Consider the following 26777-nt stretch of genomic DNA (forward strand, 5'->3'; position numbering starts at 1 on the left):
CGTGCTCTAGTGGATAACGACTGGAGATGTCATGGCTACCGAGACCGCCGCAGGCATACGCGAGATCGACACCGGCGCGCTGCCGGACCGCTTTGCCCGCGGCTGGCACTGCCTGGGACCGGTGCGCGACTACCTGGACGGCAAGCCACACGGTGTGGAGATCTTCGGGACCATGCTGGTGGTGTTCGCCGACTCCCAGGGAGAGGTGAAGATCCTCGACGGCTACTGCCGCCACATGGGTGGCAACCTCGCCCAGGGCGAGATCAAGGGCGACGAGGTGGCCTGCCCGTTCCACGACTGGCGCTGGGGCGGCGACGGCAAGTGCAAGCTCGTGCCGTACGCCAAGCGCACCCCGCGACTGGCCCGCACCCGCGCGTGGACCACCGATGTCCGCGGCGGCCTGCTGTTCGTCTGGCATGACCACGAAGGCAACCCACCTCCGGAGGAGGTGCGGATTCCCGACATTCCCGAGGCCGCCAGCGACGAGTGGACCGAGTGGCGCTGGAACACGATGCTGATCGAGGGTTCCAACTGCCGCGAGATCATCGACAACGTCACCGACATGGCCCATTTCTTCTACATCCACTACGGGCTGCCGACGTACTTCAAGAATGTGTTCGAAGGTCACATCGCCAGCCAGTACCTGCACAACGTGGGCCGCCCCGACGTCAACGACCTGGGCACCACTTACGGTGAGGCACACCTGGATTCGGAGGCGTCGTACTTCGGGCCGTCGTTCATGATCAACTGGCTGCACAACAACTACGGCGGATACAAGGCCGAGTCCATCCTGATCAACTGCCATTACCCGGTCACCCAGGACTCATTCGTACTGCAATGGGGCGTCATCGTCGAGAAACCCAAGGGCCTGGACGAGAAAACCACCGACAAGCTGGCGCGGGTGTTCACCGAAGGGGTGAGCAAGGGTTTCCTGCAGGACGTCGAGATCTGGAAACACAAGACCCGCATCGACAACCCGCTGCTGGTCGAGGAAGACGGCGCGGTCTACCAGATGCGCCGGTGGTATCAGCAGTTCTACGTCGACGTCGCCGACGTGACCGCCGACATGACCGACCGCTTCGAGATCGAGGTCGACACCACGGCGGCCCAGGAGAAGTGGGCCGTCGAAGTTCAGGAGAATCTGCGGGTGCAGGAGGCCAAGAAGGCCGAAGCCGAGGAGCAGCCGGCGCGATGACATTGCGCGGCGAGCGAGCCACCCCGCCGGACGTGGACCGGCTGGCACGCTCGATGCTGCAGCTTCTCGGCGAAGGCCACGGTGACTCGGAGAACGGGCACGAGGCCCCTCCCGAGGTGAACGGTCACAGTGCCCGGTCCTGGCGCAAGGCACCGGATTTCGCGTCGGATCCCGATCGGGCGGCGGCCGTCAAGGAGGCCAGCCGCGCGGATCGCGAACGGTACCTGAACTCCGGACTCACTCCGGTGGACTGCCGCTTCTGTCACGCCACCGTGGCTGTCAAGAAACTGGGACCCGAACATACTGCAGTGCAATGGAATTCCGATGCATCCAAACGCTGCGCGGTGTTCGAGCAGTTGCGGACCGAAGGCGGCAGCAGCGGCCGGAGCCGCAACTGCCCCAAGCTCTCGGACAGCATCAAGCACGCCGTCGCCGAGGGCTGCCTGGAAGAGGTCTCCAGCGCACCTTCCCCCGGCGACGGATGATCGCTGATCAGTCTTTGACGAAATCGAACACCAGGTAGACCAACTCGCCCTTCTCCACCGACTGGTGCAGTTTCTGGCCCTGGACACCGCTGATGTCGCGGAAGATCTTCCGCAGCGGCTTGGGCGCATGCTTGGCGATCAACTCGGTGTGACGCGCCGAATTCTTCTCCAGCCCGCGCTGGACGCCCTGGATGATGTCCACGCGGGAAACCTCCCGCAACGGTGACGCCGCCATATCGGCTTCCCACTGCGCGATCTGATCACGACCCCGCAGGTCGGCGTAGAGGAAGTGCCCGCCCGGCCGCAGCACCCGTGCCACCTCGGCCATGAAGACCGGGAAATGCGGATAGAGATGAGCCGCTTCGACATTCACCACAGCGTCGAAAGACGCGTCGGGAAACGGCAGCCTCTCTGCGTCGCCGTGCACAAACTTCAGGCCGGGCAACGGATGGCGCTCACGGCAGTACTCGATGCCCGCCGGATTCAGATCGAGACCGGTGTAGCTGTTGGTCTTCAGGTAGCGCGAGATGTAGGAGGCGGCGCCGCCGTGGCCACAGCTGACCTCGAGAACGTCCTTTCCGGCGAGGTCGATCTGGGCGGCGGTGCGGTGGTAGAGCTGGATCGAATACCTATCGATCTCGTCGGCGGGCTCCAGCGGAATTCCCATCGGTGGGGCTTCCTCATACCCCCAGTTCAAGAAGTGCGCTTCGTCGTCTCCGAGGCGTTTTGTCATGATCCGGTAGCCGTAACTCGAAATCAGCTTCCCGAAACGCCGGTGCGTCATCCCCACGAAGGACATCAGCCAGTCGGTATGGCGTCGCTGTGTGGTGTTCCCCATGGCGTCGATTCAAACAGACCCCGCGCTCACAATGCGGCATAGCCGACAACCAACAACGATTTACTTGAGAAAGACAACACCTCGGCCACTCGCGACAGCACCGCACTCTCCCTACGCTGGCGGGTATGACAATGGGCCGACTTGCACTGGTGCTCTGCATGACGCTTGTCGGGTGCACGCGGATCGTCGACCCACCGCAGGCACTCCCCGGGATCCCGGTGGCTCCCATCGCCGCCGGACAGGTCGCCGACCTGATGAGCAAGCACGTCGAACAGCAGGACGGCAACCTTTTCGTGACGGTCGAACCGGAGCACTGCAGTGGTCTCGCCCAGGAGGTCGACGCACCGTTCGTCTTCGACCACAACCCGGCAGCCCACGCCGGTGGCCACTGGGTGGCGCCGGGCAGCCCCGAGGTCTACATCGAAGAGATCGTGGGTGTGTACCGCGCCAACTTCGATCCCACGGCCGCGCTGAACCAGGTCCGAGACACGATCATCAACTGCTCGGGAGTGCCTTTCGCCGTCACGAGCATGGTGCAGCGGTCCTATGACTTCGAGCTCAGTTCGGCGCCCGACTCCGGTGCCCCGGAGATAGTCCTGTGGTCGTTCTCCAGTCCCGACTGGGCCTGCGACAACGCCTTCGTCGCCGCGCACAACGCCGCCGTCGAACTCACCACATGCGCGGTCACCGGCGGATTCGACGTCCTGACGCTGGCCGAAGAGGCACTTCAGCGCATCGAGGCGCTGGCCGACAACACCCTGTAGGCACGCGTCAAAGACCTGCGAACCGCTCCTTGACCTGCTCGGCGGTCAACCCGTAATCGGCCAGTGAGTAGGTGTGTTTGGGTGCGCGTGGCCCTTTCTTGCTCTCCTCGTGGGTGGTAGCCACCGCGGTCCTGGCGGCATCGGTGAACTCGATGCCGAACGTGGCGTAGATGTCCTCGACGACGCTGACCGGGTCCTTGATGAGAGCGAAGTAGTCCAGATCGTAGAACTGGGCCGGGTCGCGACGGGCGCGTTCGGCGTTGAACAGTTCCAGTCCGCGACTCCAGGTCTCCATGGAGTCCGCACCGATGACATCACCGACGAAGGTGTTGGACCAGCCTTCGGTGGTGTGCTCGGCCAGCGAGCACATGGACGCCATGATGGTCTCCGCGGGCCGGTGACACTGCACCACCAGCGCGTCAGGATAGGTGGCGAACAACGCATCGAGGGCGAAGAGATGGCTCGGATTCTTGAGCACCCAACGCTTTTCGCGGTCATTGAGGCCGATGAGTTGCAAGTTCTTGCGGTGCCTCTGATACGACTTGGTCCAGTCCTGGCCGGCCAACCACCGCGAATAGGTGGGCAGATGCGCCAGCGTCTCGTAGGACACCGAGTGCAGTGACTGCCGCAGCAATTGCCAGCATTCCTCGACCTCGTCGGCAGTCATATAGTGCAGGCCGGTGTAGTCGGGATTCTCCTCGTGCGCCTTGGTGAACTGTGCATCCAGTTGCTGGAAAACCGGATTCTGCGACCAGGTTTCGCGCGGTGGACGAGGCTGCGGGAACTCGGCGAGCCACAACTCGAGGCCTTGATGGCGCGGATCAGCTGCCAGCAGCCGGTGCACCACCGTGGTCCCGGTGCGCGGTAGCCCGGTCACGAAGATGGGACGTTCGATCGACACCTCGGTGTGCTCGGGGTACTGCTTGAACGCGGCCTCCGACACCAGCCGGGCCACCAGGGCGTTCCGCGCGAAGAACCGCTGCATCTTGCTACCCAGCTCGGTCAGGTCCGCGTCACGCTGATAGGACTCCAGCAGCACCGCCAGCGCCTCGCGGTAGTTGTCGTCATCGGAGCCGAAATCATCCAGCCCGCAGGCCTTCACAGCCGAGGCATGCAGATCATCGACGGTGCCGACGTTGGTTCTGGTCACGCCTTGTCCTCACTCACGCCCGGTCCTCTTTCGCGCTCGCTCCGGTCCTCGCTCGTTCCTCGCTGCGATCCTCACTCACGCCTTGTACTCCCCGCAGTTGACGTCCAATGCCTGCCCGGTGATCCCGCTGGACAGATCGCTGGCCATGAACAGAATGGCCGAGGCCACTTCGTCCTCGGTGGGCAACCTCTTGAGGTCGGAGGCGGCGGCGGTGGCCTTGTAGATCTCGTCGACCGTGGTGCCGTACTTGCCGGCCTGGTGGGAGAAGTAGCTCTCCAGGGTTCCACCCCAGATGTAGCCGGGCAGAATAGAATTCACCCGGATCCCCTGATTGCCGAGCTCCGTGGCCAGCGACTGCGACATCGCCAGCAATGCAGATTTGGCCATCTTGTACGCACCGTACTTGGCCTGGGAGTGACGTACCACCATGGAATTGACGTTCACCACCGAACCCTTGGCCTCCGCAAGCGCCGGGGTGAACCCCTGGATGAGCCGTAGCGCCCCGAACACCGTGAGTTCGATGGCCTCGCGCATGTGCTCGAAGGTGGTGTCGGCCAACGGTTTCATGGACGGTACGCGGAACGCGTTGTTGATCAGCACGTCGACCTTGCCGTATGCCTTGAGAGCCTCGGCCACCAGGTTGTCCACCTGGGCGTCGTCGGTGATGTCGGTGCCCACGGTGACCGCGCGCCTACCCAGGTCGGTGACCGTCTTGGCCACGTCGTCGAGGCGTTCTACGGTGCGCGCCGCCAATACCAGGTCGGCACCGTTCTCGGCACACCGGCGCGCCAGAGTGGTGCCCAGCGCGGGACCTACCCCGCTGATGACGACAACCTTGTTGTCCAAAAGAGCCATCTCAGCCCACCATCCTCTCGCCGATCTGCCTCTGGCGCAGCGCGATCCGCTCCCGCCAGTCCTGCTCAGAGATCTTGTTGTCGTCCAGGTACGGCAGCACTTCGCCGATCTTGTCGATGTCGACGATCTGTGCACTGGGTCCGTCGGCCTCGGTCAACTGGCGCGAGACGCGCTGCCAACGAAACTGTAGATACCCCTTTCCGTGGCCCAGGGTTTCACACCAGTTGGTCACACCGGGGTTGGTGTCGCTGACCACGATGCGGATCTTGCCGTCCGGATCTGCCTGCGCCTGTGTGCCGTTCAGCGATGTCTGGTGGTTGATGTAGTCCAGCGAGATGTACCACAGGCTGCCGAGCTGGAAGCCGATGTAGGGCGCGTCGGTGACGGGCAGAGTGATGACGATGGCCTGCTGGGGCGCAAGATCATAGTGCCCCACCGACGAGTACTGCGTGGCCAGTCCGCCAGGCGTCAACCGGGGTGCGGTCAACGTGTTGACGGGCAGGTTGTCGTAGAACCACTTGGGGAACTGCAGCCAGGTCTTGACCCGTTGCACCAACTGCTTACCCGCGACGGCATAGCGCTTCTCGATCAATTCCCTGGTCAGCGGCGGCGGTGCGGTACCCGCGGTATCGGAGCGGGCGATCGCGAACGAGCCACGTCGCGCCGACCAGTCGTTGTAGACCTCTCGAATCACCAACTGTGACGGCGCGTCCGGGGTGAAGCGCCACTCGAAGGTGCCGTCGGAGGCGATATCGAGCTTGCGGTCGTCGAAGGCGGTCTCGCTGTCGGGCACCACCTCGTCGGTGTATTCGCCGCCGAGAAGTTGGAAGCTGACGTCGGTGGTGGTGCCCCTGGTGCCGGTGACAACGTACTGGTGGCCGGGATGCACCCGGGTACCGAAGTACATGGTGTCGGGGTTGTCCAGACCCATCTTGGTGAACGGCCCGGTTCCGCTGTGCAGGAACGGATGGTCACGGTCGTAGTCGAACGCCACATGGGTACAGGCGGCGATGCACCCGGCCAGATACTGCAGGCCTTCCAGGAGATCGGCCTCCGATTCGATGAACGGGGCTGCGGTGACTAGCTTTTCCGCTTCGGCAATGGCGTCGACCAACGGCTGCGCATACATGCGGTCACATCCTCTCGGTCCAATAGTGAACCGGACTGGTAGAGTTTCCGACTGAACATTAGAACGCGTTCTAATTCGAGTCAACGCTGGAGGTGGTGATGACAACTCCCGAGCCGGGCCGTTCGTCCCCGCCCACCAGACGGGTGGTCACGGTTCTCGACTTCCTCGCCAGCCATCCACAAGGGCGGTTCGGTCTCTCCGAGCTGAGCCGTAAGACCGGTCTGAGCAAGCCGACGTGCCTGGGAATCGTCACCACCTTGACCGAGGTCGGCTATCTGGTGCGCGACGCGCAGGACAAGACCTACCGCTTGGGTCCTGCACTCATCTCGTTGGGTCACAGCGCCCAGGAGTCCATGCGCGTCAACCCCGCCGCCCGTGAGTGCTTGCGCGCACTCTCACACGATTTCGACACCACGGCGGCTTTGTCCGCGGTGGTCGATGACCGCATCACCCTGCTGGAGATGGTGGCACCGCCGGGCGTACGCCCCGGTGTCCAAGTGGGCCAGAGTTATCCATTCGCACCACCTGTAGGACTGATGTTCGTGCTGTGGGACCCCGCTGCACTGCAGGCCTGGCTCGCCCGCCCGCCCACCATCCCCTTGCGCACCGACGGGGAGCGACTGGACCGCGTCATCGCACAGTGCCGCGCCTCCGGCCATCTGGTCGAACTGCTCACCCCCGCCGGGCGTCGGCTCTATGCGTTGATGGCCGGGATGTCCTCGACCTTGCCCGACGAACTGCGGGCTTTGCTGGGCGAGATGATCTCCGATATCGGTGAACGGGTCTATCTGCGCGACGAGAACACTGCTCCCCGTGGACACCGGCACGACGTCGGCGTCATATCCGCACCCGTCTTCGACCATCACGGCCGTCAGGCGATGGTGGTGTCGCTGCAGATCGGGCGCGCCTTGACGGATGTCGAAATCACCAGGCATGCCAAGGGATTGATGGCAACTGCAGCAACGCTCACTGCTCAGCTGGGCGGCCGAAGCGTCTCCGCCTGAGCCACTGTAATCGGTGTCAACTCACGCTGGCCAGCGCGAAGGGCAAGACCGCGGATGCGCCCGCCTTCCTCAGGTCCACCGCGGCCATGGTCATGGTCCAGCCGCTGTCGATGAGGTCGTCGACCAACAGCACTGGGCCACTGACTCCGCAGACATCTGGCACGTCCCACGAACCTTGCAGCGCAGCAACACGATAGGCGGAGTTGGCGGCGGTCACCGGCCGCCGCGTCGGGGCATACCTCAAGATGCCCAGATTGGTGAGCCTGCCGAGTTCGGCCAGTCGGTCCACCACCGATCCGATCAACAGCGAACGGCGGTCCGAGTCAAGGCCCATCACCGCCACCGGTCTGACATCCCACCGCCACGCCGCCAGGACATCCACCGCCGCCCGCACGATCACCTCGGGGGCTGGCGCATCCTCGTCGTCCAGCAACCTGCGCAACCGTTCACCCCACCCCAGATCGGTCAGTCGGCCGATACTCCGGCCGGATTCGGGACCGTCGGCAATCTTCCCCGACAGCGGTACCCCGATCTTCGCCAGCCCGGTAGGCCACTGCTTGCGTGGGGTGATCTCCACCCCGGGCCGCAGCAACCGGTCGCGCGTCTGGGCGACCGCACTCTCGTCGACCTCAGCCACGAAGGCGGGCCCGGCGCAGTTGTCGCAACGGCCGCACTGCTCGTCCGGAGCCAATTCCGGATCGTCGAGTTGCCCACGCAGGAATGACATCCGGCAGGCGGTGGTGGCCTGGTAGTCCAGCATTGCCTGCTGTTCTCGTTTTCGCGCCTGATCGAGGTTTCGGTAGCGCTCCTCGTCGTAGCTCCACGGCTGTCCGGTGCTGATCCAGCCGCCCTTCACCCGACGTACCGCGCCGTCGACGTCGAGCACCTTCAGCACCATCTCCAGCCGGGTACGCCCGAGATCAACCAAGGGCTCCAGCGCCGGCGTGGACTGCGCGCGCCCAGGTTCCAGCGCTTGAATAACGTTGCGCACCATGGCTTCCGACGGAAATGCCACGGAGGCGAAGTAACGCCAGACGTCCTGGTCCTCTGGGCCAGGAAGCAGGATCACCTCGGCACTGTCGGTGGAACGGCCCGCGCGGCCAACCTGCTGGTAGTAGGCGATGGGCGACGACGGCGCGCCGAGATGCACCACGAAGCCCAGATCCGGCTTGTCGAATCCCATGCCCAACGCCGAGGTGGCCACCAGAGCCTTCACCCGGTTGGCCAGCAGGTCTGCCTCGAGTTGTTCACGCTCGGCGGCTTCGGTGGCGCCGGTGTAGGACGCCACCGCATGGCCGTGTTCCCGCAACAGAGCGGCGACGTCATTGGCCTGGGCCACAGTCAGCGTGTAGATGATGCCGGAACCGGGCAGGGCATCCAGTTGCGCGGCAATCCACGCCGCACGTTGTGCACCGCCACCGGCCTTGACCACCGACAACCGCAATGACTGGCGGTCCAGACCTCCACGCAGCACCAGGGTGTCGCGGCCGCCCACGCCGAGTTGCTCGGCGATGTCGGTGACCACCCGGTTGTTGGCGGTGGCCGTGGTGGCGAGCACCGGGATGTCGCTGCCCAGCTCGCCGATCAGAGTGCGGATGCGGCGGTAGTCAGGGCGGAAATCGTGGCCCCAATCCGACACGCAGTGCGCCTCGTCGATGACGACCAGACCGGCGTCGGCGGCCAGTGCGGGCAGTACGGTGTCACGAAAGTCCGGGTTGTTCAACCGTTCTGGACTGACCAGCAGGACGTCCAGATCGCCCGCCTTGACCTGCTGGTGTACGTCGTCCCAGTCCGCGACATTGCTGGAGTTGATGGTGGCCGCCCGCACGCCTGCACGCTCCGCCGCGGCGACCTGGTTGCGCATCAGTGCCAGCAGGGGCGACACGATGACTGTCGCTCCGCGACCCGCGGCGCGCAGCAGCTTGGCCGCGATGAAGTACACCGCCGACTTGCCCCACCCGGTGCGCTGCACCACGAGGGCCTGTTTGTTTCCGACCACCAACGCCTCGATGGCCGTCCACTGATCGTCACGCAAGGTGGCACCGGACCCCGCCAGCTGTTCCAGCAGGACTTGCGCTTCTTCTCGGGTCGCCATGACCCCAGCATGCACTGCGCTTCTGACACCGACGGTGTTAGGTGAGGGGGTGATCGACCCAGCCAAACATGACTTCGTTCTGTCCGACGGTGCCGCATTGACCTACCTCGACAAGGGCGCCGGCCCGGTGGTGCTCCTGGTTCACGGCGTGTGCATGACGAGTGCGTTCTTCACGCACAACGTCGACGCCCTGGCTGCCGACCATCGGGTGATCGCGGTGGACCTGCGGTCGCACGGCGATTCACCGACCTCGCCCACAGGCAATACGGTTGCGCAGTATGCCCGCGATCTTCATGAGCTCATGGTGGGGCTCGACCTGCACGACGTGACCGGCGTTGGCTGGTCCATGGGGTCGTTCGTCTGGTGGGACCATCTGCTTCAGTTCGGCACCGAACGATTGAGCCGGCTCGCCGTTGTGTCACAGGGGCCGGCTGATCTCACCCGACCCGACTGGCCACACGGCATCGCCGATCCAGATGAACTCAGCGAGTACGTCGACGCGATGCAGTCAGACTTCTCGGGTTTCTTCGCCGGATTCGTCACCGAGATGTTCAAGGACCCGGTGCCCGAGGACGACGCCGCGTTGCTGCTGTCCGAGATCACCAAGATCGGGCCGAATCCCGGCACCGTGATCCTGGCCGACCAGACCTTGCGCGACTACCGCGGGTTTCTGCAGGGCTTGGCGGTACCTCACCTGCTCGTCTGGGGTGTGGACGAGAAAGTGGTCAAGCTGGCCTCGGCGGACTGGCTGAGCGGCGCGTTGGCAGACGCGGAATTGCATGTGTTCGACGACAGCGGCCATTGCCCGATGTGGGAAGAGCCGGCCCGCTTCAACGAACTGCTGACCGGGTGGATCGCCCGCCGGACGGGGTAGGCCGGTCGGGGCCCGCTGTCCCTGCACAACCCAGCCACCTGAGTGAACGGGCGTCACTCCAGGGCGGATATCCAAGGGCAAACCCGCCAGCAGGTGACTGCCGTTCACTCAGGTGAAAGGCGAGCCACCCACATCAGGTGGCGGCCTCCATCTCACGCTTGATCTCGAGTGCGATGTCGATCAGCTGGTCTTCCTGACCGCCGATGAGTTTGCGTTGCCCGGCGCGGTGCAGCAGCTTGTGCGCAGGCACCCCGTAACGCTCGGACTGGCGGATGGCGTGCTTGAGGAAGCTGGAGTACACCCCGGAGTAACCCATGATCAGTGCATTGCGGTCCAGCAGGCACTCTTGCGGCATGGCGGGCGCCACCACCTCCTCAGCGGCGTCCGCGATGTCGAAGAAGTCGATACCGGTCTTCACACCGATCTTGTCGAACACCCCGATCAATGCCTCCACCGGAGCATTACCGGCTCCGGCACCGAAACGACGGCAGGACCCGTCGATCTGCTTGGCCCCGGCACGCACCGCCTCGATCGAATTCGCCACGCCCAAGCCGAGATTCTCATGCCCATGGAAACCGACCTGCGCGTCGTCTCCGAGTTCGGCCACCAGCGCCGACACCCGGTCGGCCACCCCTTCGAGCACCAGGGCCCCGGCGGAGTCCACCACGTACACACACTGGCAACCGGCGTCGGCCATGATGCGCGCCTGCGCCGCCAGCTTCTCCGGGGAGATGGTGTGGCTCATCATCAGAAATCCGACGGTCTCCAAGCCCAGCTCACGTGCCAGGCCGAAATGCTGAATGGAGACGTCGGCCTCGGTGCAGTGCGTCGCGATCCGGCAGATCGAACCGCCGTTGTTCTGGGCCTCTTTGATGTCCTCTTTGGTGCCGACACCGGGCAGCATCAGGAAGGCGATCTTCGATTCCTTGGCCGTCTCGGCGGCCAGCTTGATCAACTCCTGCTCCGGGGTTTTGGAGAACCCGTAGTTGAAGCTGGACCCACCGAGCCCGTCACCGTGGGTGACCTCGATGACCGGGACTCCGGCGGTATCCAGTGCGCCGACGATGGCCGCCACCTCGTCCCTGGTGAACTGGTGCCGCTTGTGATGCGACCCGTCCCGCAGGGAGGTGTCGGTCATCCTGATGTCCCACATCGGGTCGAAATAGATCTGCTCGGTACTCATGCGTGACCTCCTGTTGTCGCGGCCAGCACCTCGCGGGCAATCTCCTCGCCCACCTTGGTGGCCGCCGCGGTCATGATGTCCAGATTGCCGGCATATGGCGGCAGGTAGTCACCGGCGCCCTCCACCTCGACGAAGGTGGTGACCACGTGATTGCCGCCGTTGAACACCGACGGCTCGTCGAACTGCGGCTCGTTGAGCAACCGATAGCCGGGCACATAGGTCTGCACCTCGGCCACCACGTCCTTGATGGACGCCGTGATGGCGTCGTGGTCAGCGTCCTCGGGGATGGCGCAGAAGATGGTGTCGCGCATGATCATCGGCGGATCTGCCGGGTTCAGGATGATGATTGCCTTACCGCGGTCAGCACCACCGATGTTCTGCACACCCGCGCTGGTGGTCTTGGTGAACTCGTCGATGTTGGCGCGCGTACCTGGCCCGGCAGACGCAGACGACACCGAGGCCACGATCTCGGCATACGGCACCCCGACAACCCGTGACACTGCGTAGACGATGGGAATGGTCGCCTGCCCACCGCAGGTCACCATGTTCACGTTCGGCGCATCCAGATGCTCGCGCAGGTTTGCCGGCGGAATCACCCCTGGCCCCACCGCGGCGGGCGTCAGGTCGATGGCACGGATCCCGGCTTCGGCGTACCGCGGAGCGGCATCGCGGTGCACGTAGGCACTGGTGGCCTCGAACACCAGATCCGGCAACTCATCGCGGCCCAGTAGCCAGTTCACCCCCTCATGGGAGGTTTCCAGCCCGAGCTTGCGAGCCCGCGCCAACCCTTCACTGTCCGGGTCGATGCCGATCATCCACCGTGGCTCCAGCCAGTTCGAGCGCAACAACTTGTACAACAGGTCGGTGCTGATGTTGCCCGACCCCACGATCGCAACGGTTGCCTTGTCGGCCATGTATCGGCTCCTATTCGAAAGTCAGCTCTACAGAACCCAACCCGGCGAAGTCGGCGACGAAATGATCGCCGGGATGTGCATCTATCGCCCTGGTGCACGAGCCCGGCAACACGACGTCGCCGGCCTTCAACCGCACACCGAAGCTGTCCACTTTGCGCGCCAGCCACGCCACGGCCGTCACCGGATTGCCCAGCACCGCATCACTGCGCCCCTCGGCGATCACCTCGCCGTTGCAGCGCAATTCGGCCTCGATGGCTCGAATATCGACGTCCTTGGGCGACACGCGGTCCGGCCCCAGCACCCACCCGGCCGACGAAGCATTGTCGGCGATGGTGTCACAGAGCTTGATCTTCCAGTCCTTGATCCGGGTGTCGATCAACTCGATTGACGGGGCGAACGCCGCCGTGGCCGCGAGCACGTCATCTTCGGTGCACCCCGCCCCCGGGAGATCGTCGGCGAGGATGAATCCAACCTCGACCTCCACCCGCGGATACAGGTACGCGGACGCCTTGACCGGTACATCGGAGAACACCGCCATGTCTTCGAGCAGGTGGCCGTAGTCCGGCTCATCGACGTTCATCATCTTCTGCATGGCTTCGCTGGACAGACCCACTTTGTGGCCGATCACCCGGGCTCCCTCGGCCACCCGCCGGCGGATATTGATCAGCTGGATCTCGTAGGCATCGACCACGTCGATATCCGGGTGAGCAGCGGTCAACGGATCCATCGGCACACGGCTGCGCTCGGCCTCCGCCAGCTCGGCGGCCAACTTAGCTCGGGTCTGTTCGCCCAGCATCTTGTGAATTCCCCTCACTTCTTTGACCGGGGCGGTTGTTCGCGGCCCGGGCAATTCTATAACGTGTTCTACATGACTGGTCAGGATGGCGACTTCGACGTGGTGGTGGTAGGCAGTGGCGGCGCCGGCATGGTCGCCGCCCTCACCGCCGCTCACCAGGGGCTGTCAACACTAGTTGTTGAGAAGGCCCCGCACTATGGTGGTTCTACTGCACGTTCTGGTGGCGGCGTGTGGATCCCCAACAACGAGATCCTCAAGCGTGCCGGCGTCAGCGACACTGCTGAAGCAGCCCGGACGTACCTCCACGCCATCGTCGGCGACGTGGTGCCCGTCGAGAAGATCGACACCTACCTGCAGCGCGGGCCCGAGATGCTGTCCTTTGTAACCAGACACTCACCGCTGAAGCTGTGCTGGGTGCCTGGCTACTCCGACTACTACCCCGAGACCCCGGGCGGCAAGCCCACCGGCAGATCCGTCGAGCCCAAGCCATTCGACGCCAAGAAGCTGGGTGCCGACCTGGCCGGGCTGGAGCCGCCCTACGGCAAGGTGCCACTCAACGTGGTGGTGATGCAGCAGGACTACGTCCGGCTCAATCAGCTCAAACGGCATCCGCGTGGGGTTCTGCGCAGCCTGAAGGTCGGGGCCCGCACCGTGTGGGCCAAGGCCACCGGCAAGAATCTGGTGGGCATGGGTCGCGCGCTCATCGCCCCGTTGCGCATCGGTCTGCAGCAGGCTGGTGTGCCGGTACGGCTGAACACCGCGTTCACCGACCTCTACGTCGAGGACGGCGTGGTCAAGGGCATCTACGTGCGTCCCACTGACGCACCGGAATCCGCTGAGCCCCAATTGATCCGCGCTCGCCGCGGTGTCATCCTCGGTAGCGGTGGGTTCGAACACAACGAGCAGATGCGGGTCAAGTACCAGCGGGCACCCATCACCACCGAGTGGACCGTGGGCGCCAAGGCCAACACCGGCGACGGCATCGTGGCCGCCGAAAAACTCGGCGCTGCACTGGATGTCATGGAAGACGCCTGGTGGGGTCCGACGGTTCCGCTGGTGGACGCACCATGGTTCGCACTCTCGGAACGCAACTCCCCCGGCTCGATCATCGTCAACATGGCGGGCAAGCGCTTCATGAACGAATCCATGCCGTACGTCGAAGCCTGCCACCATATGTATGGGGGGCAGTATGGTCAGGGCCAGGGCCCGGGCGAGAACATCCCGGCCTGGCTCATCTTCGACCAGCAGTACCGTGACCGCTACATCTTCGCTGGATTGCAACCGGGACAGCGTATTCCGAACAAATGGCTGGAGTCCGGCGTCATCGTCAAAGCCGACACCCTGGCCGAACTGGCGGAGAAGGCAGGCCTTCCCGCGGCGGCCTTCGCCGAATCCATCGAGCGGTTCAACGGCTTCGCCCGCGACGGGGTGGACCAGGACTTCCACCGCGGCGAGAGTGCCTACGACCGGTACTACGGCGATCCGACCAACAAACCGAACCCGAACCTCGGCGAGATCAGCCACGGCCCGTTCTACGCCGCCAAGATGGTGCCCGGCGACCTGGGCACCAAGGGCGGTGTTGTCACCGACATCCACGGCCGCGCGCTGCGTGACGACGGCTCCGTGATCGAAGGGCTGTACGCCGCGGGCAACGTGAGCGCGCCGGTGATGGGGCACACCTACCCGGGACCGGGCGGAACCATCGGCCCCGCGATGACCTTCGGCTATCTGGCGGCACTGCACATCGCCGGAAAGGGTTGAGCCATGCCCATCGACCTCGACACCGCCCTCGGCGCCCAGCTGCCGCCCGCCGAGTTCTCGTGGACCAGCAGCGATATCCAGCTCTATCACCTGGGTCTCGGTGCGGGTGCCGACCCGTTGGACCCCCGCGAGCTGCGGTATCTGGTAGACGACACCCCACAGGTCCTGCCCACCTTCGGCAACGTGGCACAGAGCTTCCACATGACCAAGGCGCCCACGGTGAGCTTCCCGGGTATCGACATCGAACTGTCCAAGGTGCTCCACGGCAGTGAGGGCATCACCGCTCCGGCGCCGATCCCGCCGTCGGGCACGGGTATCGCCGTCACCCGCTTCACTGACATCTGGGACAAGGGCAAGGCGGCCGTCATCTGGTCGGAGACCGAGGTCACCGCACCCGATGGAACACTGCTATGGGCGCAGAAGCGGTCCATCTTCGCCAGGGGTGAGGGTGGATTCGGTGGTGACCGGGGTCCGTCCGGCTCACAGGTGACGCCAGACCGCGCTCCTGATGTGGAGTTGGCGATCTCGGTGCTGCCGCAGCAGGCACTGCTCTACCGTCTGTGCGGCGACCGCAACCCGCTGCATTCCGACCCCGGATTTGCCTCTGCCGCCGGCTTTCCGAAGCCGATCCTGCACGGGTTGTGCACCTACGGGATGACCTGCAAGGCCATCACCGATGCGCTACTGGATGGCGACGCCGCCGCGGTGGGCTCCTACAGTGCGCGCTTCGCCGGCGTCGCCTTCCCGGGTGAGACGTTGACCGCCCGCGTATGGAAGGAAGACGGCCGGTTCGTCGCCAACGTGGTGGCACCGGGGCGCGATGATGCCGCAGTGCTCTCAGATGTGGAGTTGACGCCGGCTTAGCGTGTGCAGCAGGTAGATTCACAAGGTGTTCGCAAAGGCCGTCGGCCTCGTCACTTTGGGTGTCGCCTGCTGGGGTCTGGCGGCGCGGTATGTGCCGGCGACCAATCATCTGGTTCTGCTCAGCGCTGTGCTTGCGCCATACCTGTTGATGTTCGCGCCCCTGGCAGCACTGCTGCTGGCCATCTTCGGCCGCCGGATGTTCGTCGTCGCCCTGGTGGTGACCCTCGTGGCCGTGGCCGTCATGGTTCCGCTGTATCGAAGTTCGAAGCCCGGACAGGCTGAACACGTCGTCCGGGTGATGTCGGCGAACGTGTACGGCGGATATGCCGACCCCGCAGACCTCGTGAAATCAGCTGCGGCGCAGGCCGATGTACTTGCCGTCCAGGAGCTGACACCTGAGTTCGTCGAGAACCTCACCGTTGCAGGTATCGACGCGGCTTTTCCACACCGCTGGCTCGATCCACGCGACGGAGCCTCCGGCTCCGGCCTCTGGAGTCGCTACCCGCTCTCGGACACCCGACGTATCGACGGGTTCAGCATGGCTTTCCTCAGTGCCCGAATAGAGTTGTCCGGCAGTGTGATCAATCCGATGGTGCTCGTAGTTCACCTCCCCGGACCGTGGCCGCAGCCCATCGGCGAATGGCGTCACGACATGGACCGGCTACCTGCCACGCTGAGCGACACAGCCGATCAGGCGGGCGACAGCGCGGTGATCGTCGCGGGAGACTTCAACAGCTCCCTGGACGTACTGCAGTTTCGTGCCCTTTTGCGCAACGGTTACCGAGATGCTGCCGAGCAGTCAGGGGCCGGCTTCACACCCACCTATCCGGCCCATTGGCCGCTGCCACCGGCGATCACCATCGATCACATCCTCACACGCAACTGCACCGCCACCTCGCTGCACACGATCCGGCTTCCGGGTTCGGATCACCGCGGAATCATCAGCTCTGTTGCACTGGATACTCCCGCGTCCAATCCACGAAAAGCTGTCCCCCCTGGCTGATGTCACCGCCGAAGTTGTCCAGCTGCACACACAGCACCATCGGGTTTCGCGGAATGGGCTCGGTTTCGGTCATCTCCCACCACTGCGCACCATCGACAAAGAAGGCCAGGCGCTGCGGTGTCCATTCGACAGCCCAGCTGTGCCACTGGGTGGCATCGATGCCGATGGTGTTCGACTTCTTTCCACCGTTCTCGTAGTGGATGAAGGCATCGACGCTCTGCCGGGACGGATCGGCGATCTCCATGAAGTCCACCTCGCCGCTGCCCGCGCCCGACGGCCACAGCAGCAGCACCGAGTGGTAATTCGCTGATGCAACAGACGATTTCGCGCAGACCTCCCACCGTCCGTACTTGCGGCCCGGTGTCCACGCCATGCCCTCGGAGTCACCCGCCGCGTCTCCCGTGATCGTCAGCATGCCGTCGTTCACCGACGCCGCCGAAGGAGTACGGCGACCGTTGCCGTCATGTCCCGGACCGTTGTACAAGTACCAGCCGCCCAGCGCACCCGGACTGCTGAAATCGTCGGTCCGCAAGGGCGTACCCCACCCATGAGCTCCTGCCGCAGTCGCCGGGCAGAAGCCGTCCGCGCCTGCGGTGCCAGGGGCGGCTACCACGCCGGCCGCAACGCAAAGCGCGGCGACTGCCGGGCGGGCAAACGTCGTCACGCGCATTGTTGTGCCACCTGGTCGCCGGCCGACTGAGCTTCAGCCATGAGCGCCATCACGTGAGGATCGGAATTGGTCCTGCCTACCAGCTGGCTCATCCCGATGTCCTCGATGTTGGCAGCGAACGTCCGGACCGGGGCCGCCAGTTCGGACGGCGTCGCAGGATCCAGGCGGGACATCAGGTATTGCCCACCGGTGATAGTCGCCAACCGGGCATTGGCCGCCACCGCTTCGCGGGCCACCGCATCGGAGCCAAGATCCACATTGGTCTGTATCGACAGCGCCTGGTGGACCGTGGTGAAGGCATCGCAGATCCGCACTCTGGCCTGATCGGTCTGTTCGGCTGAGGCCGCCGGCTCCTGCGACGAGCGCAGCAGTAACCAGCCGGAGATGAGGACAGCTATCACTGCCACCACCAGCGCGACCGGTGCGATGAATCGTCTGACAGACATTGCTCATACCCCCTGGTGATGTGGTGCGGGTGCCGACCGGATTCGGTCGGCACCCGCGCCGTGATTCATGTTGGGTGGGCTCTAGTCGTCGCCGGCGCCCGGGCTGCCGTCGCTGCCGTTGTTGCCACCGAGGCCGCCGGAACCTCCGGCGCCGCCGGCACCGCCGTTGTTGGTGGTGCCTCCCGACGCATCACCGCCATCGCCGCCGTTGCCGCCGTTGCCGCCGATTCCGCCGCCGTCACCACCTTCACCGCCGCCGCCACCGGTGTTGGTGCCGGCGCCACTGTCGAGTCCGCCGGCTTCGCCGCCGTCGCCGCCGTCACCACCGGACCCGAATCCGGCACCGTTTCCACCGATACCGCCCGCACCGCCGACGGCTGTCCCGTCATCGTCGGTTGCTTGAGCAGCGCCGCCTTCTCCGCCGTCGCCGCCGTCACCGAAGACGACGGTCGAGCCGCCTCCACCGCCTGCACCGCCGGTGGCGGTGCCCTCCACGCCGTTGCTGATGGCGCCACCACCGGCTCCACCGCTGCCGCCGTTGCCCGTGGTCGCGCTACCGCCGGCTCCGCCTGCGCCGCCTGTGGCATCGCCGTATTCGGACTCCGAGTAGCCGCCTTGACCACCCCCACCGCCGCCGCCGGCCAGGAAGCCACCTGAACCACCCGCGCCGCCGGCGCCGCCGGTGGAATCGGCGGTTTCGTCGTCGGCATCGAGCTCGTTGCGGCTGTCGCCACCTGCTCCACCGCTGCCGCCTGCGCCGGCCACGAGCGCGCTTCCACCATCTCCACCGGCACCACCGGTTCCTGCGCCGTCGTTGGCGGTGCCATAGCCGCCGGCTCCGCCGTCACCGGCGTCACCGGTGACGGTTCCGCCGCCTGCGCCGCCATCACCACCGGTGGCTATCCAACCGGTGCCCCGCGCTTCGGCGTAACCCCCGTCGCCGCCGTTGCCCGCGGCGCCGGTGACAGTTCCGCCACCGGCACCGCCGGCACCCGCAGTGGCGTCCCCGTAATAGGACACCGCGTTACCGCCCGCGCCGCCGTTGCCGGCGTCGCCGATCAACAGGCTGCCTGCTCCGCCCCTGCCGCCGGCAGCACCAACAGCGTCGATCTGGCCGCCGGCGTAATTCACGATCTGTGTCTGCAGGTCGCTGCCGCCGTCGCCGCCGTTGCCGCCGCGACCGAACAGCCCACCGCTTCCGCCGTTACCGCCGGCCGTGGCCTCGGACGTACGGGCACCCGCGGCGTTGTACACCGCATCGACACCATCGCCGCCATTACCACCATTGCCGCCGAACAGGCCGGCATTGCCACCGTTGCCCCCCAAGGCCCCATCGCCGCCGTTGCCCCACAACAGACCGCCGTTTCCGCCATTGCATGGCGCGGTGCAGGTCAGCGGATTGGCATCGATCCCGTCACCGATCAGCCAGCCCCCGGGACCGATGATGGTCGGCAAGTTGGCCAGGCCCATCGTGACAGCGGCGGAAGCCAGCGCGGGCGGGGTAGGTGCGTCCGAGACGCAGAATTCGACGTTCGGCGCGCACTCGGCCGGCGGGTCCAGCGGCACCTCGTTCGAGACGAGCTTCACTTCGAAGCTGGTCTGCTCGAGTGTGTCGAATGGCGTGGACAGCAACAACCCCACCCCCACCATTGCCGATCCGGCTACTCCCGTGGTGATGACTTGGCGCGCCGAGAACCTCTGCGAGCGCTTGGACTTCGTGGACACGATTGGAACCTCCTTGGAGTGCGCCTGTCGACCCCCGGCAGGCTCAGCACTTCAACTATCCGACGACCCGTCCGACACGTACATGGACCTTTGGAACCAACTTTTACTGCACCCACACCGCGCGAGGAACTAGTTCCTCGATTAATGGCGCGGTGTCGACCACCGAAATCCATAGCCGGGCAGATCAATTGATCTTCCCGATACCTCGGCTCTGATTGCCGACTCGGTGGTGTTGACCACCAGCAGTGTGGATTCAGATGCCAACGCCAGAACCCCCTCGGGCGCAGCCACTTTCCACCGCCGCACGTCCGGCGGAAACGTCGAGGCGAATCGTTGCAGTACGTCGGTGAGAAACGGTAATGGCTTGCCTCCATTGGCCATCCATGTATCCGTCCACAAGCATTCGGCGCACGTCTGACCCTGTGGTCGCGGGTTCCAGTAGAGCACTGTCTGGGCACCCGTACTCGCCAGTTCGATCATTGCGGCAATCCGCAGGGCGACATCGCGTCCCGGCGGCCAATCGGGGCCTGTGGGCTCGACATACCATTCGGCCCACCAGACCGGCAGATCATCGTGGATTCGCAGCCATCTGTCGACTGCGCTGAATCTGGTCAGCGCTGCGAACGGGTCACCGCCCCCCGTGTCGGTGACCGCATGACTATCGACGACAACAAAATCCGCGCCTGTGCGATGATTCTTCCAGTACATGAAAGCGTCGAGGACGCGCTGGTCCACCGAGCCCCAGGGCCCACGAAGCCCCGGTGAGGCGTACGAATGGTCAAACGGCCGAGAAAAATCCAGATAGGGCCCACCGACACGGTTAGCCGGATTGACTGCCTTCACCGCGTCCCGGACCGCATTGTAGAGGGTGGTGTATTCATCGGCCTTCCAGCGTTTCTCGTCGTCGTCGAAGAAACCTTTGAATTCGTTCCACACGACAAAGTGCCGGACGTAGCTGTACCGCTGGGCGATCAGCGCGCTCAATGCTGCGAAATCCGCGAAATGCTCGGGCAGCGGCGCATCCTCCAGCTTGTTCCAGTCGGTCTGTCCCGGCTCGCCGCCCTTCATCCAGTCCGGCGCGCAGCACAGGATGATCACGGGGGTTCCACCCGTGCCACGAATGAGATTCATTCTGCGATCGAGGCTGTCGAACTCATAGTGACCCGGTGACGGTTCCGGATTATCCGCCCCGAACCCCATGATGTGCTGAGCCTGAACCATCGGCACCGTACGCAAGGCATTCTGTGCTGACCCGACCGATCCGGGATCACCGCCGTCGGCACTGAACTGTGTGTGGGTGAATCCCCAACCCGGCCAGTTTTCCTCGTGGCTCTCCACCGAGGCAGGAGCCCACGGCGACCATGGACACAACGCCATGAACAGCGCTGCCCCGCTCATGCCGGTCACGACCCAGAGCGCAACGCGTCTGACGCGGTGGCCAGCCATGCCTCGCCTCTTACCGATCCGGTGTGTCACAGCGAGTTTGGGGAATGTTGGACCTGAGCGCAAAGAAGAGCAGAACGTAGCAGGCCACAATGACGCCCAGTGCCCCAACGGCCAGAAGAACCACCGACGCGAGTACCCACAGAACTATGTTCATCAACACCGGTCATCTCCTTGGTTGACGTCCAGCGCGGCCACGAAGCCACGGCAGACAGACGAGTTCGCTGTAGAGGTAATCGATGTCGTCAGGGCCCAGGTCCTTGCTCAGGTACATCTTGGGCCAGCTGTTCAGTTCCAGGCCTGGCCGCGGGCGATGGCCGACCAAGCGAACCTCGACCAGGGTGGCCGGCAACCGGTGCCGCAACAACAGGTGCCGGCCGAGAGTCCGGAACCACCGTCGCAACAGGTCGGGGTCGCTGACGTGGAGTATCTCGGCAAACACCGGTACGTTGTGGTGCCGAAACTCCCGAAACACCACGTGGCACCTTTGGTCCCCCCGGGCCAGGACCACCTGCTTGGCCGCCAGCACACGGGCATGGTCCCGGTACACATGAAGATCAGTTCCGGTGAGGATTCGTTCGATGAGAGCCGGGTCAGAGCTGACTCTCGTGCCACCAGGCACCGCCGGCCAGGGCAAGTTCGGGACCAGCACCGCCGATGTGTCAAGGAACCGAAAGCCGCTCCACGCCAGTATTTCGCGAGGACCGGTATCCGGGGACAGTGCCGTGAAATGGTAGCCATCCTGGGCCAGTGCCGCATTCAAGAGGGAGATGCTCCTGAATCTGTACTCGGGCAGGACACACCACGAACCCAGATTGCAGAAGTGTTCGACACGGCCCCCGATCTGCCGCTGCGAGTACAGCGCGAGCATGCTCCCGACCACGCGTCCGCCGGCCCGCAGCATGAAGCCGTAGTTGGGCGGCGCGGAACCGCCAGGCAGTGCAGTGCAGGCAAGGGCCCACGGCAGCCGGTCATTGTGGTTGTCGTGCAGGAAATTCGCCACAGCGAGCAGATCGGCAGCATCGGTGATGGGAACCAGTTCGGCTTTGGACCTGCGTGACGCCGTGAGCCCATTGTGCCTAGTCGGCTGCGTGTCCATTCCGATTTCCTGTCTGCACACCCATCGACACTGCGGTCTCACAAGGCAGGTGGCTGTTGGTCCGCCACCAACTGCGACCGGACTCCGGGAGTGTGTCGATAGGGTCGTAGAACGGATAGACCCTGCGCAGGGCGTCGTCGTCGTGCGTATCCAGACCGGTCCGGTAGTTCTTGGTCCAGTACGAGATTCCGAGTTCCCTGTTGTAGTGGGCCACTTGGTGCACCCAGCGTTTGCCTACATAGGGAACGTCGCACACGATCCGCGGTGTCGCGAATCCGGGCAGATATCCCAGCATCGCCAACTGCAGTTGCTGAGCCTCCCACAGCGACGTCCGCCAGTGTTCGGCGTTGGGAATCATGTCGCACATGTAGAAGTAGTACGGCAGTATGTTCGCCTCCCCCTGCAGGGCAAAACACAAGTCCAGCAGGTCATCAGCAGTGGCATTGACCCCACGCATCAACACCCCTTGATTGCGCACATCCCGCAGCCCGGCGTCCAGCAGGGCCCGCGCGGCATCCGCTACCAGCGGTGTCACCGATCCGGCGTGGTTGATGTGGGTGTGTAGGGCGAGGTTCACGCGCCGGCCCGCGGCCAGCTTCGCCACCCTGGCCACACCCTCGAGAACACTCGTCTGCAACCAGTGCTGCGGCAAGGCCGCCAAGGCCTTGGTCGCCAACCGGATGTCTCGGATGGTCTCAATCTCCAACAGCCGAAGAAGAAACGATTCCAACCTCGGCCACGGGAGATTGGCGACGTCACCGCCGGACACCACGACATCGCGCACAGTCGGTGTAGCCCGGAGGTATTCGATCATCTGGTCCTGTCGATCCACCGGATTGAGTGCCAACCGGGTCTTGGTGACCGTCGGAGTCGAGTTACCGATGAGGTCCATCCGGGTGCAGTGCCCGCAGTACTGTGGACAGGTCGACAGCATCTCGGCGAGGACCTTGGTGGGGTACCGGTGCGTCAGTCCCTCGACCACCCACATCTCACTCTCGTGCAATGAGTCCCGTTCGGCGTAGGGATGTGACGCCCACTCGGGATGACGGTCGCTGAGCACCGGTAGCATGTAGCGCCGGATCGGGTCCGCGTAGAACGCGTCGGTGAATGCGCGTCTGCTCGGCATGGGCTCCGGCACCATGGTGTTGAGCATCTGGGGTGGCAAGAGCATCGACATGGTGGCGAACCGCTCGTGGTCGGCGGCCAAGTCCTGATAGAACCGCTCGTCGAGCAGATCACCGGTCACCGCACGCAATTCAGCGATGTTCTTGATGGAATGAGCACGCTGCCATTGCGCTGCACGCCACTCGGTCCGCGTGACAGCGGCCCATCCCGGATAACGGCGCCAATCCGGTTCCCACAGTTCCCTGCGTCGGTAGGTGTAAGGCTGGTCCAGCGCGGCGGTGTATCCGGTGCCTGCGGTGTGGTCGATGTCAGTGATGAGAGTCATTACGCCAAAACCCTTCTCGTGTCGTTGGCTTCGTGTTCGATCAGCTCGGCCGCCGCGCGATGGCCGGACAGGACCGCGCCCTCCATGTGTCCGAAGAACTCGAGGCTGGTTTCGGTTCCCGCCCAGTGGATCCGCCCGTGCGGCGTGGTGAGACTCGGGCCGAGCCTGCGCCAATCGCCTTTGCCGAACAGTGCTGCATAACAACCTCGGCTGTACTTCTCGGACAACCAGTCCGTCACCGAGCACTGCGTCGGTGCGGGCAACTGGGGGAACAACCGGGTGACGTGAGCCAGGGCTGCGGCCCGTTGCTCGGCCACGGGAAGCACACTGAATGCCTTGGCTGCTACACCGGTCACGAATGCTGTGAGCACACCCACGGATCCGTCCGGGGGCGAATCGTCCACCGTGAACATCAACGGACCACGTGCGCTCATCGACCAGCCCGACAACCCGAACTCCCGCCATACCGCAGTTGGATAGATCAGGTGCACCTTGACCACACAACCTCTCCCGGTCACCGCGCTCGCCCTGGGGCGCACCAGAGCAGGCCGGAAATCGATGCCCTGGGCCAGGACCGGAGGAATGGCAACGATGGCCCTGTCCCCGCGATACCGCGAACGCCGTCCGTCTTCGGAGATGGTGTGCACCACCACCCCGTCAGCGCCCTGGTCGATGCACCGGACTGGCTCCTGCAGTCGCACCCGCCCGCCCAGGTGGTCGGCCATCGCCTCGCACAACCTGTGTGACCCGCCCGCGACGCGCCATTCCTGAGCGCCCCCTTCGAATGCGTTGAGGAATCGAGTTCCTCCGCCGGACCGAAGGTAGAAGGCCATGTGCAGAGCGGAGACCGCCGTCGGGTCGGCGGCCATCATCTGACCGATGAACAACGGCAGGAACGCCAACGCATCAGGATGCGTGAGCCGCTGGCTGAACCATCGTTGAGCCGAGATCCGGTCGAGTCGACGCGCATCCGGGCTGAGCCAGGGCAGGTCCGGCCCGGCCTGTCCCAGCAGTTCCTCGATCTGGTCGAAAAGTTGTCCGAGTGCAACCGCATCCAGTGGTGGCAGTCGCATGGCGGTCGTCGTCCGCTCACCGTTCAACAGGAAGGTACTCTTGCCCTCCATATCGGTGGATTCCCGACGCAGCCCGTACTGTCTCATCAGAGCGAGCAGCGCCGTGTGTCGATTTCCCAGGTACGCGGCACCGCCGTCGACGAAATGGCCACCGGAAACCGGCACACCGCGCATCCGACCGCCGACACGACCACGCGCCTCCAACACCGTGACGTCCGCACCGGCGCGCACCAGATCCGCTGCGGCGGTGAGACCGGCGATACCCGCCCCGATCACCACCACCTGCGGACCGCAGGTGGTCACGGCACCACCGCGGCGACTCTGGCGAAAACACCTTCGGGTGAAGGATCGTCGACGAAATCGTCGTAGAGCAGCTCGACGCCGAAATCGCGGGCGATGGCACTGAGCACCCGGGTGGCCAGCAGTGAATCGCCGCCCAGGTCGAAGAAGTCAGAGTCTGCTCGGACCTCCCGGACGTCGAGAACCTCGCAGAAGATCTTGACGATGTGGTCGCTGCTCATTGGACTGTTCCTTTGTTCTCGAGGTCTGCGGCGGCACACTGAGTTGCCACCCTGTCGACTTTGCCGGAGGACGTATACGACAGTGCAGCAACGAAATTGATTCGGCTCGGGACAAACTGCCCAGGCAATCGGGCACGTAGGTAGCGTTTCAACTCCGCTGCGCTGACGGCCAGCGCGGGCACCACGTAAGCGGTCAAGGTGGTGCGTCCCAGTGACCGCGTGCCCACCACCACGGCACCGGCCACTGCGGGGTGTGTGGTCAGCTGAGTCTCGACCTCGGCTGGATGCACCCGGACACCCAGAACTTTCACTTGCTCGTCCACCCGACCACGCGGGTAGAGCAACCCGCCCGCACTCCCTGTCACCAGGTCGCCGGTGTGGAACCACCGGGTGGGCTCGCAGCCGTGGGCCACCACGGGAAATGCGGCCTCGGTCAATTCGGCGAAACCGAGGTAGCCGGTGGCCAGGCCCGGGCCGGCGATCAGCAACTCGCCCTCGTCGGAGATGTGGTCGACGACGTGAGGCAACCGGCGCCCCAGCGGTGTCTCACCTTGCTGGGCTTCGATTTCCGGTTCGGTGCCCGGACCTGACAGCCTGACGGCATGGGTGATCATGGTGGTCTCGGTGCACCCGTAGGTGTTGAGCAAAGTGATACCACCCGTCGCCATGGACCGCCACTGCTGCAACCGGGTGGGGTCGACACGCTCGCCGCCGATGATCACCAGGCGCAGGGTGTCCGGCAGACCCGTCTGCTCGTCCTTCAGATACAGCACCAGTTCGTGCCAGAACGCGGTGGGCAGGTCCAGCACGGTGATCTCACGCTCGTGCACCATACGCAGGAAGCGCGGCATGGAGCCGCTGTGTGCTTCGCAATCGAAAACGACGGTGGCCCCACAGGTGAGTGCGGGCAGCATCTCCTCGAAGCAGGTGTCCCAGCTCAGTGAGGCGAACTGGAGCACCCGGTCATCAGGTGTGAGCTCGAAGAGATCCACGAGCGCTCGAACCGTCACCGAGAGCGCCTGCCGCGACACCACCACTGGCTTGGGCGCCCCGGTGGAGCCGGACGTGCAGAGAACATATGCTGCGCTGCCGCCGATGTCGGCAGATCCGAAGGCTTCGGCCAGCTGCTGCCTCCGCGCTGCGGGAAGAGCAGCATCGATGGGACAGTACGGAGCGCCCGCTGCGAGCGCACCCAGTAGATGCTCGACAGCAGCAGGCGCGTGTGAGACCACCACGCCTGCCGGTCGCGGCGAACCCTGCTCCGCGAAGTCCCTGCGATACAGCGATGCCGTCATCGCAACCCGTTCGGCAAGACTCTGATACGTCACCACGTCGCCGTTGTGCAGCAGGGCGGCTTCGCTGCCCCTGACCGCGGCCGTCGCTTCGAAAGCCCGAAACACGTCTTCTGTTTCACGCAGTGTGGATACGGACATGACTTCT

At 64.7% G+C, this 26777-nt stretch carries 25 protein-coding genes; 8 read left to right on the top strand and 17 right to left on the bottom strand.

Translation table 11 applies throughout. The features are described 5' to 3' along the window. Positions 1–31 precede the first annotated feature (31 nt). Both BVC93_RS08860 and BVC93_RS08865 read left to right on the top strand, forming a co-directional pair. Positions 32–1195, top strand: a complete 1164-nt coding sequence (locus tag BVC93_RS08860) for a Rieske 2Fe-2S domain-containing protein (RefSeq protein ID WP_083736839.1) — start codon at positions 32–34, stop codon at positions 1193–1195. Next, the gene (locus tag BVC93_RS08865; protein WP_083736840.1) at positions 1192–1680 is read left to right on the top strand and encodes a hypothetical protein; all 489 of its coding nucleotides are present in this window, start codon (positions 1192–1194) and stop codon (positions 1678–1680) included. The genes BVC93_RS08860 and BVC93_RS08865 overlap by 4 nt, the downstream gene beginning before the upstream one ends. Positions 1681–1687: 7 nt before the next feature. Here the strand turns inward: BVC93_RS08865 and BVC93_RS08870 are convergent, their stop codons facing one another. Then, positions 1688–2479, bottom strand: a complete 792-nt coding sequence (locus BVC93_RS08870) for a phthiotriol/phenolphthiotriol dimycocerosates methyltransferase (RefSeq protein ID WP_157517195.1) — start codon at positions 2477–2479, stop codon at positions 1688–1690. Between the two features lie 164 nt (positions 2480–2643). On the opposite strand from BVC93_RS08870, the gene BVC93_RS08875 reads away from it, so the two are divergent. After that, entirely contained in the window at positions 2644–3282 is a 639-nt protein-coding gene (locus BVC93_RS08875) for a sensor domain-containing protein (RefSeq protein WP_335583125.1), read from the top strand. Between the two features lie 7 nt (positions 3283–3289). On the opposite strand, the gene BVC93_RS08880 is transcribed toward BVC93_RS08875, so the two are convergent. From BVC93_RS08880 to BVC93_RS08890, 3 genes are all read right to left on the bottom strand, one after another. Next, the gene (locus BVC93_RS08880; RefSeq protein ID WP_083736842.1) at positions 3290–4432 is read right to left on the bottom strand and encodes a sulfotransferase family protein; all 1143 of its coding nucleotides are present in this window, start codon (positions 4430–4432) and stop codon (positions 3290–3292) included. Between the two features lie 75 nt (positions 4433–4507). Next, a complete protein-coding gene (locus BVC93_RS08885; protein WP_083736843.1) occupies positions 4508–5287 on the bottom strand; it encodes an SDR family oxidoreductase in 780 nt (259 codons plus the stop codon). Position 5288: 1 nt separating this feature from the next. Then, complete coding sequence (locus BVC93_RS08890) at positions 5289–6416, bottom strand: hypothetical protein (protein WP_083736844.1); 1128 nt, start codon at positions 6414–6416, stop codon at positions 5289–5291. A 98-nt stretch (positions 6417–6514) separates the two neighbouring features. Between BVC93_RS08890 and BVC93_RS08895 the strand changes: the two genes are divergently transcribed. Continuing rightward, positions 6515–7420: an IclR family transcriptional regulator gene (locus tag BVC93_RS08895; protein ID WP_157516828.1), complete on the top strand. Its 906-nt coding sequence runs from the start codon at positions 6515–6517 to the stop codon at positions 7418–7420. A gap of 16 nt (positions 7421–7436) precedes the next feature. Here the strand turns inward: BVC93_RS08895 and BVC93_RS08900 are convergent, their stop codons facing one another. Continuing rightward, the gene (locus BVC93_RS08900; protein WP_083736845.1) at positions 7437–9515 is read right to left on the bottom strand and encodes a RecQ family ATP-dependent DNA helicase; all 2079 of its coding nucleotides are present in this window, start codon (positions 9513–9515) and stop codon (positions 7437–7439) included. Positions 9516–9564: 49 nt separating this feature from the next. On the opposite strand from BVC93_RS08900, the gene BVC93_RS08905 reads away from it, so the two are divergent. Further along, the gene (locus BVC93_RS08905) at positions 9565–10389 is read left to right on the top strand and encodes an alpha/beta fold hydrolase (RefSeq protein ID WP_192860234.1); all 825 of its coding nucleotides are present in this window, start codon (positions 9565–9567) and stop codon (positions 10387–10389) included. Positions 10390–10522: 133 nt separating this feature from the next. Here the strand turns inward: BVC93_RS08905 and dmpG are convergent, their stop codons facing one another. From dmpG to BVC93_RS08920, 3 genes are read right to left on the bottom strand one after another with little or no spacing between them, the layout of a single operon-like run. Continuing rightward, on the bottom strand, positions 10523–11572 hold the full coding sequence (gene dmpG / locus BVC93_RS08910; RefSeq protein ID WP_083736847.1) for a 4-hydroxy-2-oxovalerate aldolase: 1050 nt from the start codon (positions 11570–11572) through the stop codon (positions 10523–10525). Further along, positions 11569–12486 (bottom strand): acetaldehyde dehydrogenase (acetylating), encoded by a 918-nt coding sequence (locus BVC93_RS08915; protein ID WP_083736848.1) that lies wholly within the window; start codon positions 12484–12486, stop codon positions 11569–11571. The genes dmpG and BVC93_RS08915 overlap by 4 nt, the downstream gene beginning before the upstream one ends. Positions 12487–12496: 10 nt before the next feature. Beyond that, a complete protein-coding gene (locus BVC93_RS08920; protein ID WP_083736849.1) occupies positions 12497–13282 on the bottom strand; it encodes a 2-keto-4-pentenoate hydratase in 786 nt (261 codons plus the stop codon). 72 nt (positions 13283–13354) lie between these two features. Here BVC93_RS08920 and kstD point away from each other — a divergent pair, with 72 nt between their 5' ends. Genes kstD through BVC93_RS08935 form a run of 3 tightly spaced genes read left to right on the top strand, consistent with a single transcriptional unit; the run spans position 13355 to position 16910 of the window. Beyond that, on the top strand, positions 13355–15043 hold the full coding sequence (gene kstD / locus BVC93_RS08925; RefSeq protein ID WP_083740920.1) for a 3-oxosteroid 1-dehydrogenase: 1689 nt from the start codon (positions 13355–13357) through the stop codon (positions 15041–15043). Between the two features lie 3 nt (positions 15044–15046). Continuing rightward, the gene (locus BVC93_RS08930; RefSeq protein ID WP_083736850.1) at positions 15047–15907 is read left to right on the top strand and encodes a MaoC/PaaZ C-terminal domain-containing protein; all 861 of its coding nucleotides are present in this window, start codon (positions 15047–15049) and stop codon (positions 15905–15907) included. Positions 15908–15932: 25 nt separating this feature from the next. Then, a complete protein-coding gene (locus BVC93_RS08935; RefSeq protein WP_236950300.1) occupies positions 15933–16910 on the top strand; it encodes an endonuclease/exonuclease/phosphatase family protein in 978 nt (325 codons plus the stop codon). On the opposite strand, the gene BVC93_RS08940 is transcribed toward BVC93_RS08935, so the two are convergent. The 9 genes from BVC93_RS08940 to BVC93_RS08985 all read right to left on the bottom strand — a co-directional run bounded on the left by BVC93_RS08940 (position 16849) and on the right by BVC93_RS08985 (position 26770). Continuing rightward, a complete protein-coding gene (locus BVC93_RS08940) occupies positions 16849–17442 on the bottom strand; it encodes a glycoside hydrolase family 16 protein (RefSeq protein WP_236950301.1) in 594 nt (197 codons plus the stop codon). The genes BVC93_RS08935 and BVC93_RS08940 overlap by 62 nt on opposite strands. Before the next feature lie 128 nt (positions 17443–17570). Next, entirely contained in the window at positions 17571–18026 is a 456-nt protein-coding gene (locus BVC93_RS08945) for a hypothetical protein (protein WP_083736853.1), read from the bottom strand. Positions 18027–18107: 81 nt separating this feature from the next. Continuing rightward, a complete protein-coding gene (locus BVC93_RS33900; protein ID WP_192860235.1) occupies positions 18108–19751 on the bottom strand; it encodes a hypothetical protein in 1644 nt (547 codons plus the stop codon). Between the two features lie 141 nt (positions 19752–19892). After that, positions 19893–21149, bottom strand: a complete 1257-nt coding sequence (locus BVC93_RS08960; RefSeq protein WP_157517196.1) for a GH39 family glycosyl hydrolase — start codon at positions 21147–21149, stop codon at positions 19893–19895. Positions 21150–21360: 211 nt separating this feature from the next. Beyond that, on the bottom strand, positions 21361–22293 hold the full coding sequence (locus BVC93_RS08965) for a hypothetical protein (RefSeq protein ID WP_083736855.1): 933 nt from the start codon (positions 22291–22293) through the stop codon (positions 21361–21363). Continuing rightward, the gene (locus BVC93_RS08970) at positions 22274–23743 is read right to left on the bottom strand and encodes a KamA family radical SAM protein (protein ID WP_083736856.1); all 1470 of its coding nucleotides are present in this window, start codon (positions 23741–23743) and stop codon (positions 22274–22276) included. Before BVC93_RS08970 ends, BVC93_RS08965 begins: the two co-directional genes overlap by 20 nt. Beyond that, positions 23743–25119 carry a flavin monoamine oxidase family protein gene (locus BVC93_RS08975; protein ID WP_197687536.1) on the bottom strand — a complete coding sequence of 459 codons (1377 nt, stop codon included), beginning with the start codon at positions 25117–25119 and terminating at the stop codon, positions 23743–23745. Before BVC93_RS08975 ends, BVC93_RS08970 begins: the two co-directional genes overlap by 1 nt. Further along, a complete protein-coding gene (locus BVC93_RS08980) occupies positions 25116–25337 on the bottom strand; it encodes an acyl carrier protein (protein WP_083736857.1) in 222 nt (73 codons plus the stop codon). Before BVC93_RS08980 ends, BVC93_RS08975 begins: the two co-directional genes overlap by 4 nt. Then, on the bottom strand, positions 25334–26770 hold the full coding sequence (locus tag BVC93_RS08985) for an AMP-binding protein (protein ID WP_083736858.1): 1437 nt from the start codon (positions 26768–26770) through the stop codon (positions 25334–25336). The genes BVC93_RS08980 and BVC93_RS08985 overlap by 4 nt, the downstream gene beginning before the upstream one ends. Between the last annotated feature and the right edge of the window lie 7 nt (positions 26771–26777).

It is taken from the genome of Mycobacterium sp. MS1601 (genome assembly GCF_001984215.1).
Lineage (GTDB): Bacteria > Actinomycetota > Actinomycetes > Mycobacteriales > Mycobacteriaceae > Mycobacterium.

Excerpts from the sequence above, each read along its gene's own strand:
- BVC93_RS08985 (WP_083736858.1), bottom strand. The coding sequence starts at position 26,770 with ATGTCCGTATCCACACTGCGTGAAACAGAAGACGTGTTTCGGGCTTTC.
- BVC93_RS08870 (WP_157517195.1), bottom strand. The coding sequence starts at position 2,479 with ATGTCCTTCGTGGGGATGACGCACCGGCGTTTCGGGAAGCTGATTTCG.
- BVC93_RS08930 (WP_083736850.1), top strand. The coding sequence starts at position 15,047 with ATGCCCATCGACCTCGACACCGCCCTCGGCGCCCAGCTGCCGCCCGCC.
- BVC93_RS08900 (WP_083736845.1), bottom strand. The coding sequence starts at position 9,515 with ATGGCGACCCGAGAAGAAGCGCAAGTCCTGCTGGAACAGCTGGCGGGG.
- BVC93_RS08865 (WP_083736840.1), top strand. The coding sequence starts at position 1,192 with ATGACATTGCGCGGCGAGCGAGCCACCCCGCCGGACGTGGACCGGCTG.
- BVC93_RS08965 (WP_083736855.1), bottom strand. The coding sequence starts at position 22,293 with ATGGACACGCAGCCGACTAGGCACAATGGGCTCACGGCGTCACGCAGG.
- BVC93_RS08980 (WP_083736857.1), bottom strand. The coding sequence starts at position 25,337 with ATGAGCAGCGACCACATCGTCAAGATCTTCTGCGAGGTTCTCGACGTC.
- dmpG (WP_083736847.1), bottom strand. The coding sequence starts at position 11,572 with ATGAGTACCGAGCAGATCTATTTCGACCCGATGTGGGACATCAGGATG.
- BVC93_RS08960 (WP_157517196.1), bottom strand. The coding sequence starts at position 21,149 with ATGAGCGGGGCAGCGCTGTTCATGGCGTTGTGTCCATGGTCGCCGTGG.
- BVC93_RS08895 (WP_157516828.1), top strand. The coding sequence starts at position 6,515 with ATGACAACTCCCGAGCCGGGCCGTTCGTCCCCGCCCACCAGACGGGTG.
- BVC93_RS08875 (WP_335583125.1), top strand. The coding sequence starts at position 2,644 with ATGACAATGGGCCGACTTGCACTGGTGCTCTGCATGACGCTTGTCGGG.
- BVC93_RS08970 (WP_083736856.1), bottom strand. The coding sequence starts at position 23,743 with ATGACTCTCATCACTGACATCGACCACACCGCAGGCACCGGATACACC.
- BVC93_RS08915 (WP_083736848.1), bottom strand. The coding sequence starts at position 12,486 with ATGGCCGACAAGGCAACCGTTGCGATCGTGGGGTCGGGCAACATCAGC.
- BVC93_RS08920 (WP_083736849.1), bottom strand. The coding sequence starts at position 13,282 with ATGCTGGGCGAACAGACCCGAGCTAAGTTGGCCGCCGAGCTGGCGGAG.
- BVC93_RS08945 (WP_083736853.1), bottom strand. The coding sequence starts at position 18,026 with ATGTCTGTCAGACGATTCATCGCACCGGTCGCGCTGGTGGTGGCAGTG.
- BVC93_RS08860 (WP_083736839.1), top strand. The coding sequence starts at position 32 with ATGGCTACCGAGACCGCCGCAGGCATACGCGAGATCGACACCGGCGCG.
- kstD (WP_083740920.1), top strand. The coding sequence starts at position 13,355 with ATGACTGGTCAGGATGGCGACTTCGACGTGGTGGTGGTAGGCAGTGGC.
- BVC93_RS08885 (WP_083736843.1), bottom strand. The coding sequence starts at position 5,287 with ATGGCTCTTTTGGACAACAAGGTTGTCGTCATCAGCGGGGTAGGTCCC.
- BVC93_RS08890 (WP_083736844.1), bottom strand. The coding sequence starts at position 6,416 with ATGTATGCGCAGCCGTTGGTCGACGCCATTGCCGAAGCGGAAAAGCTA.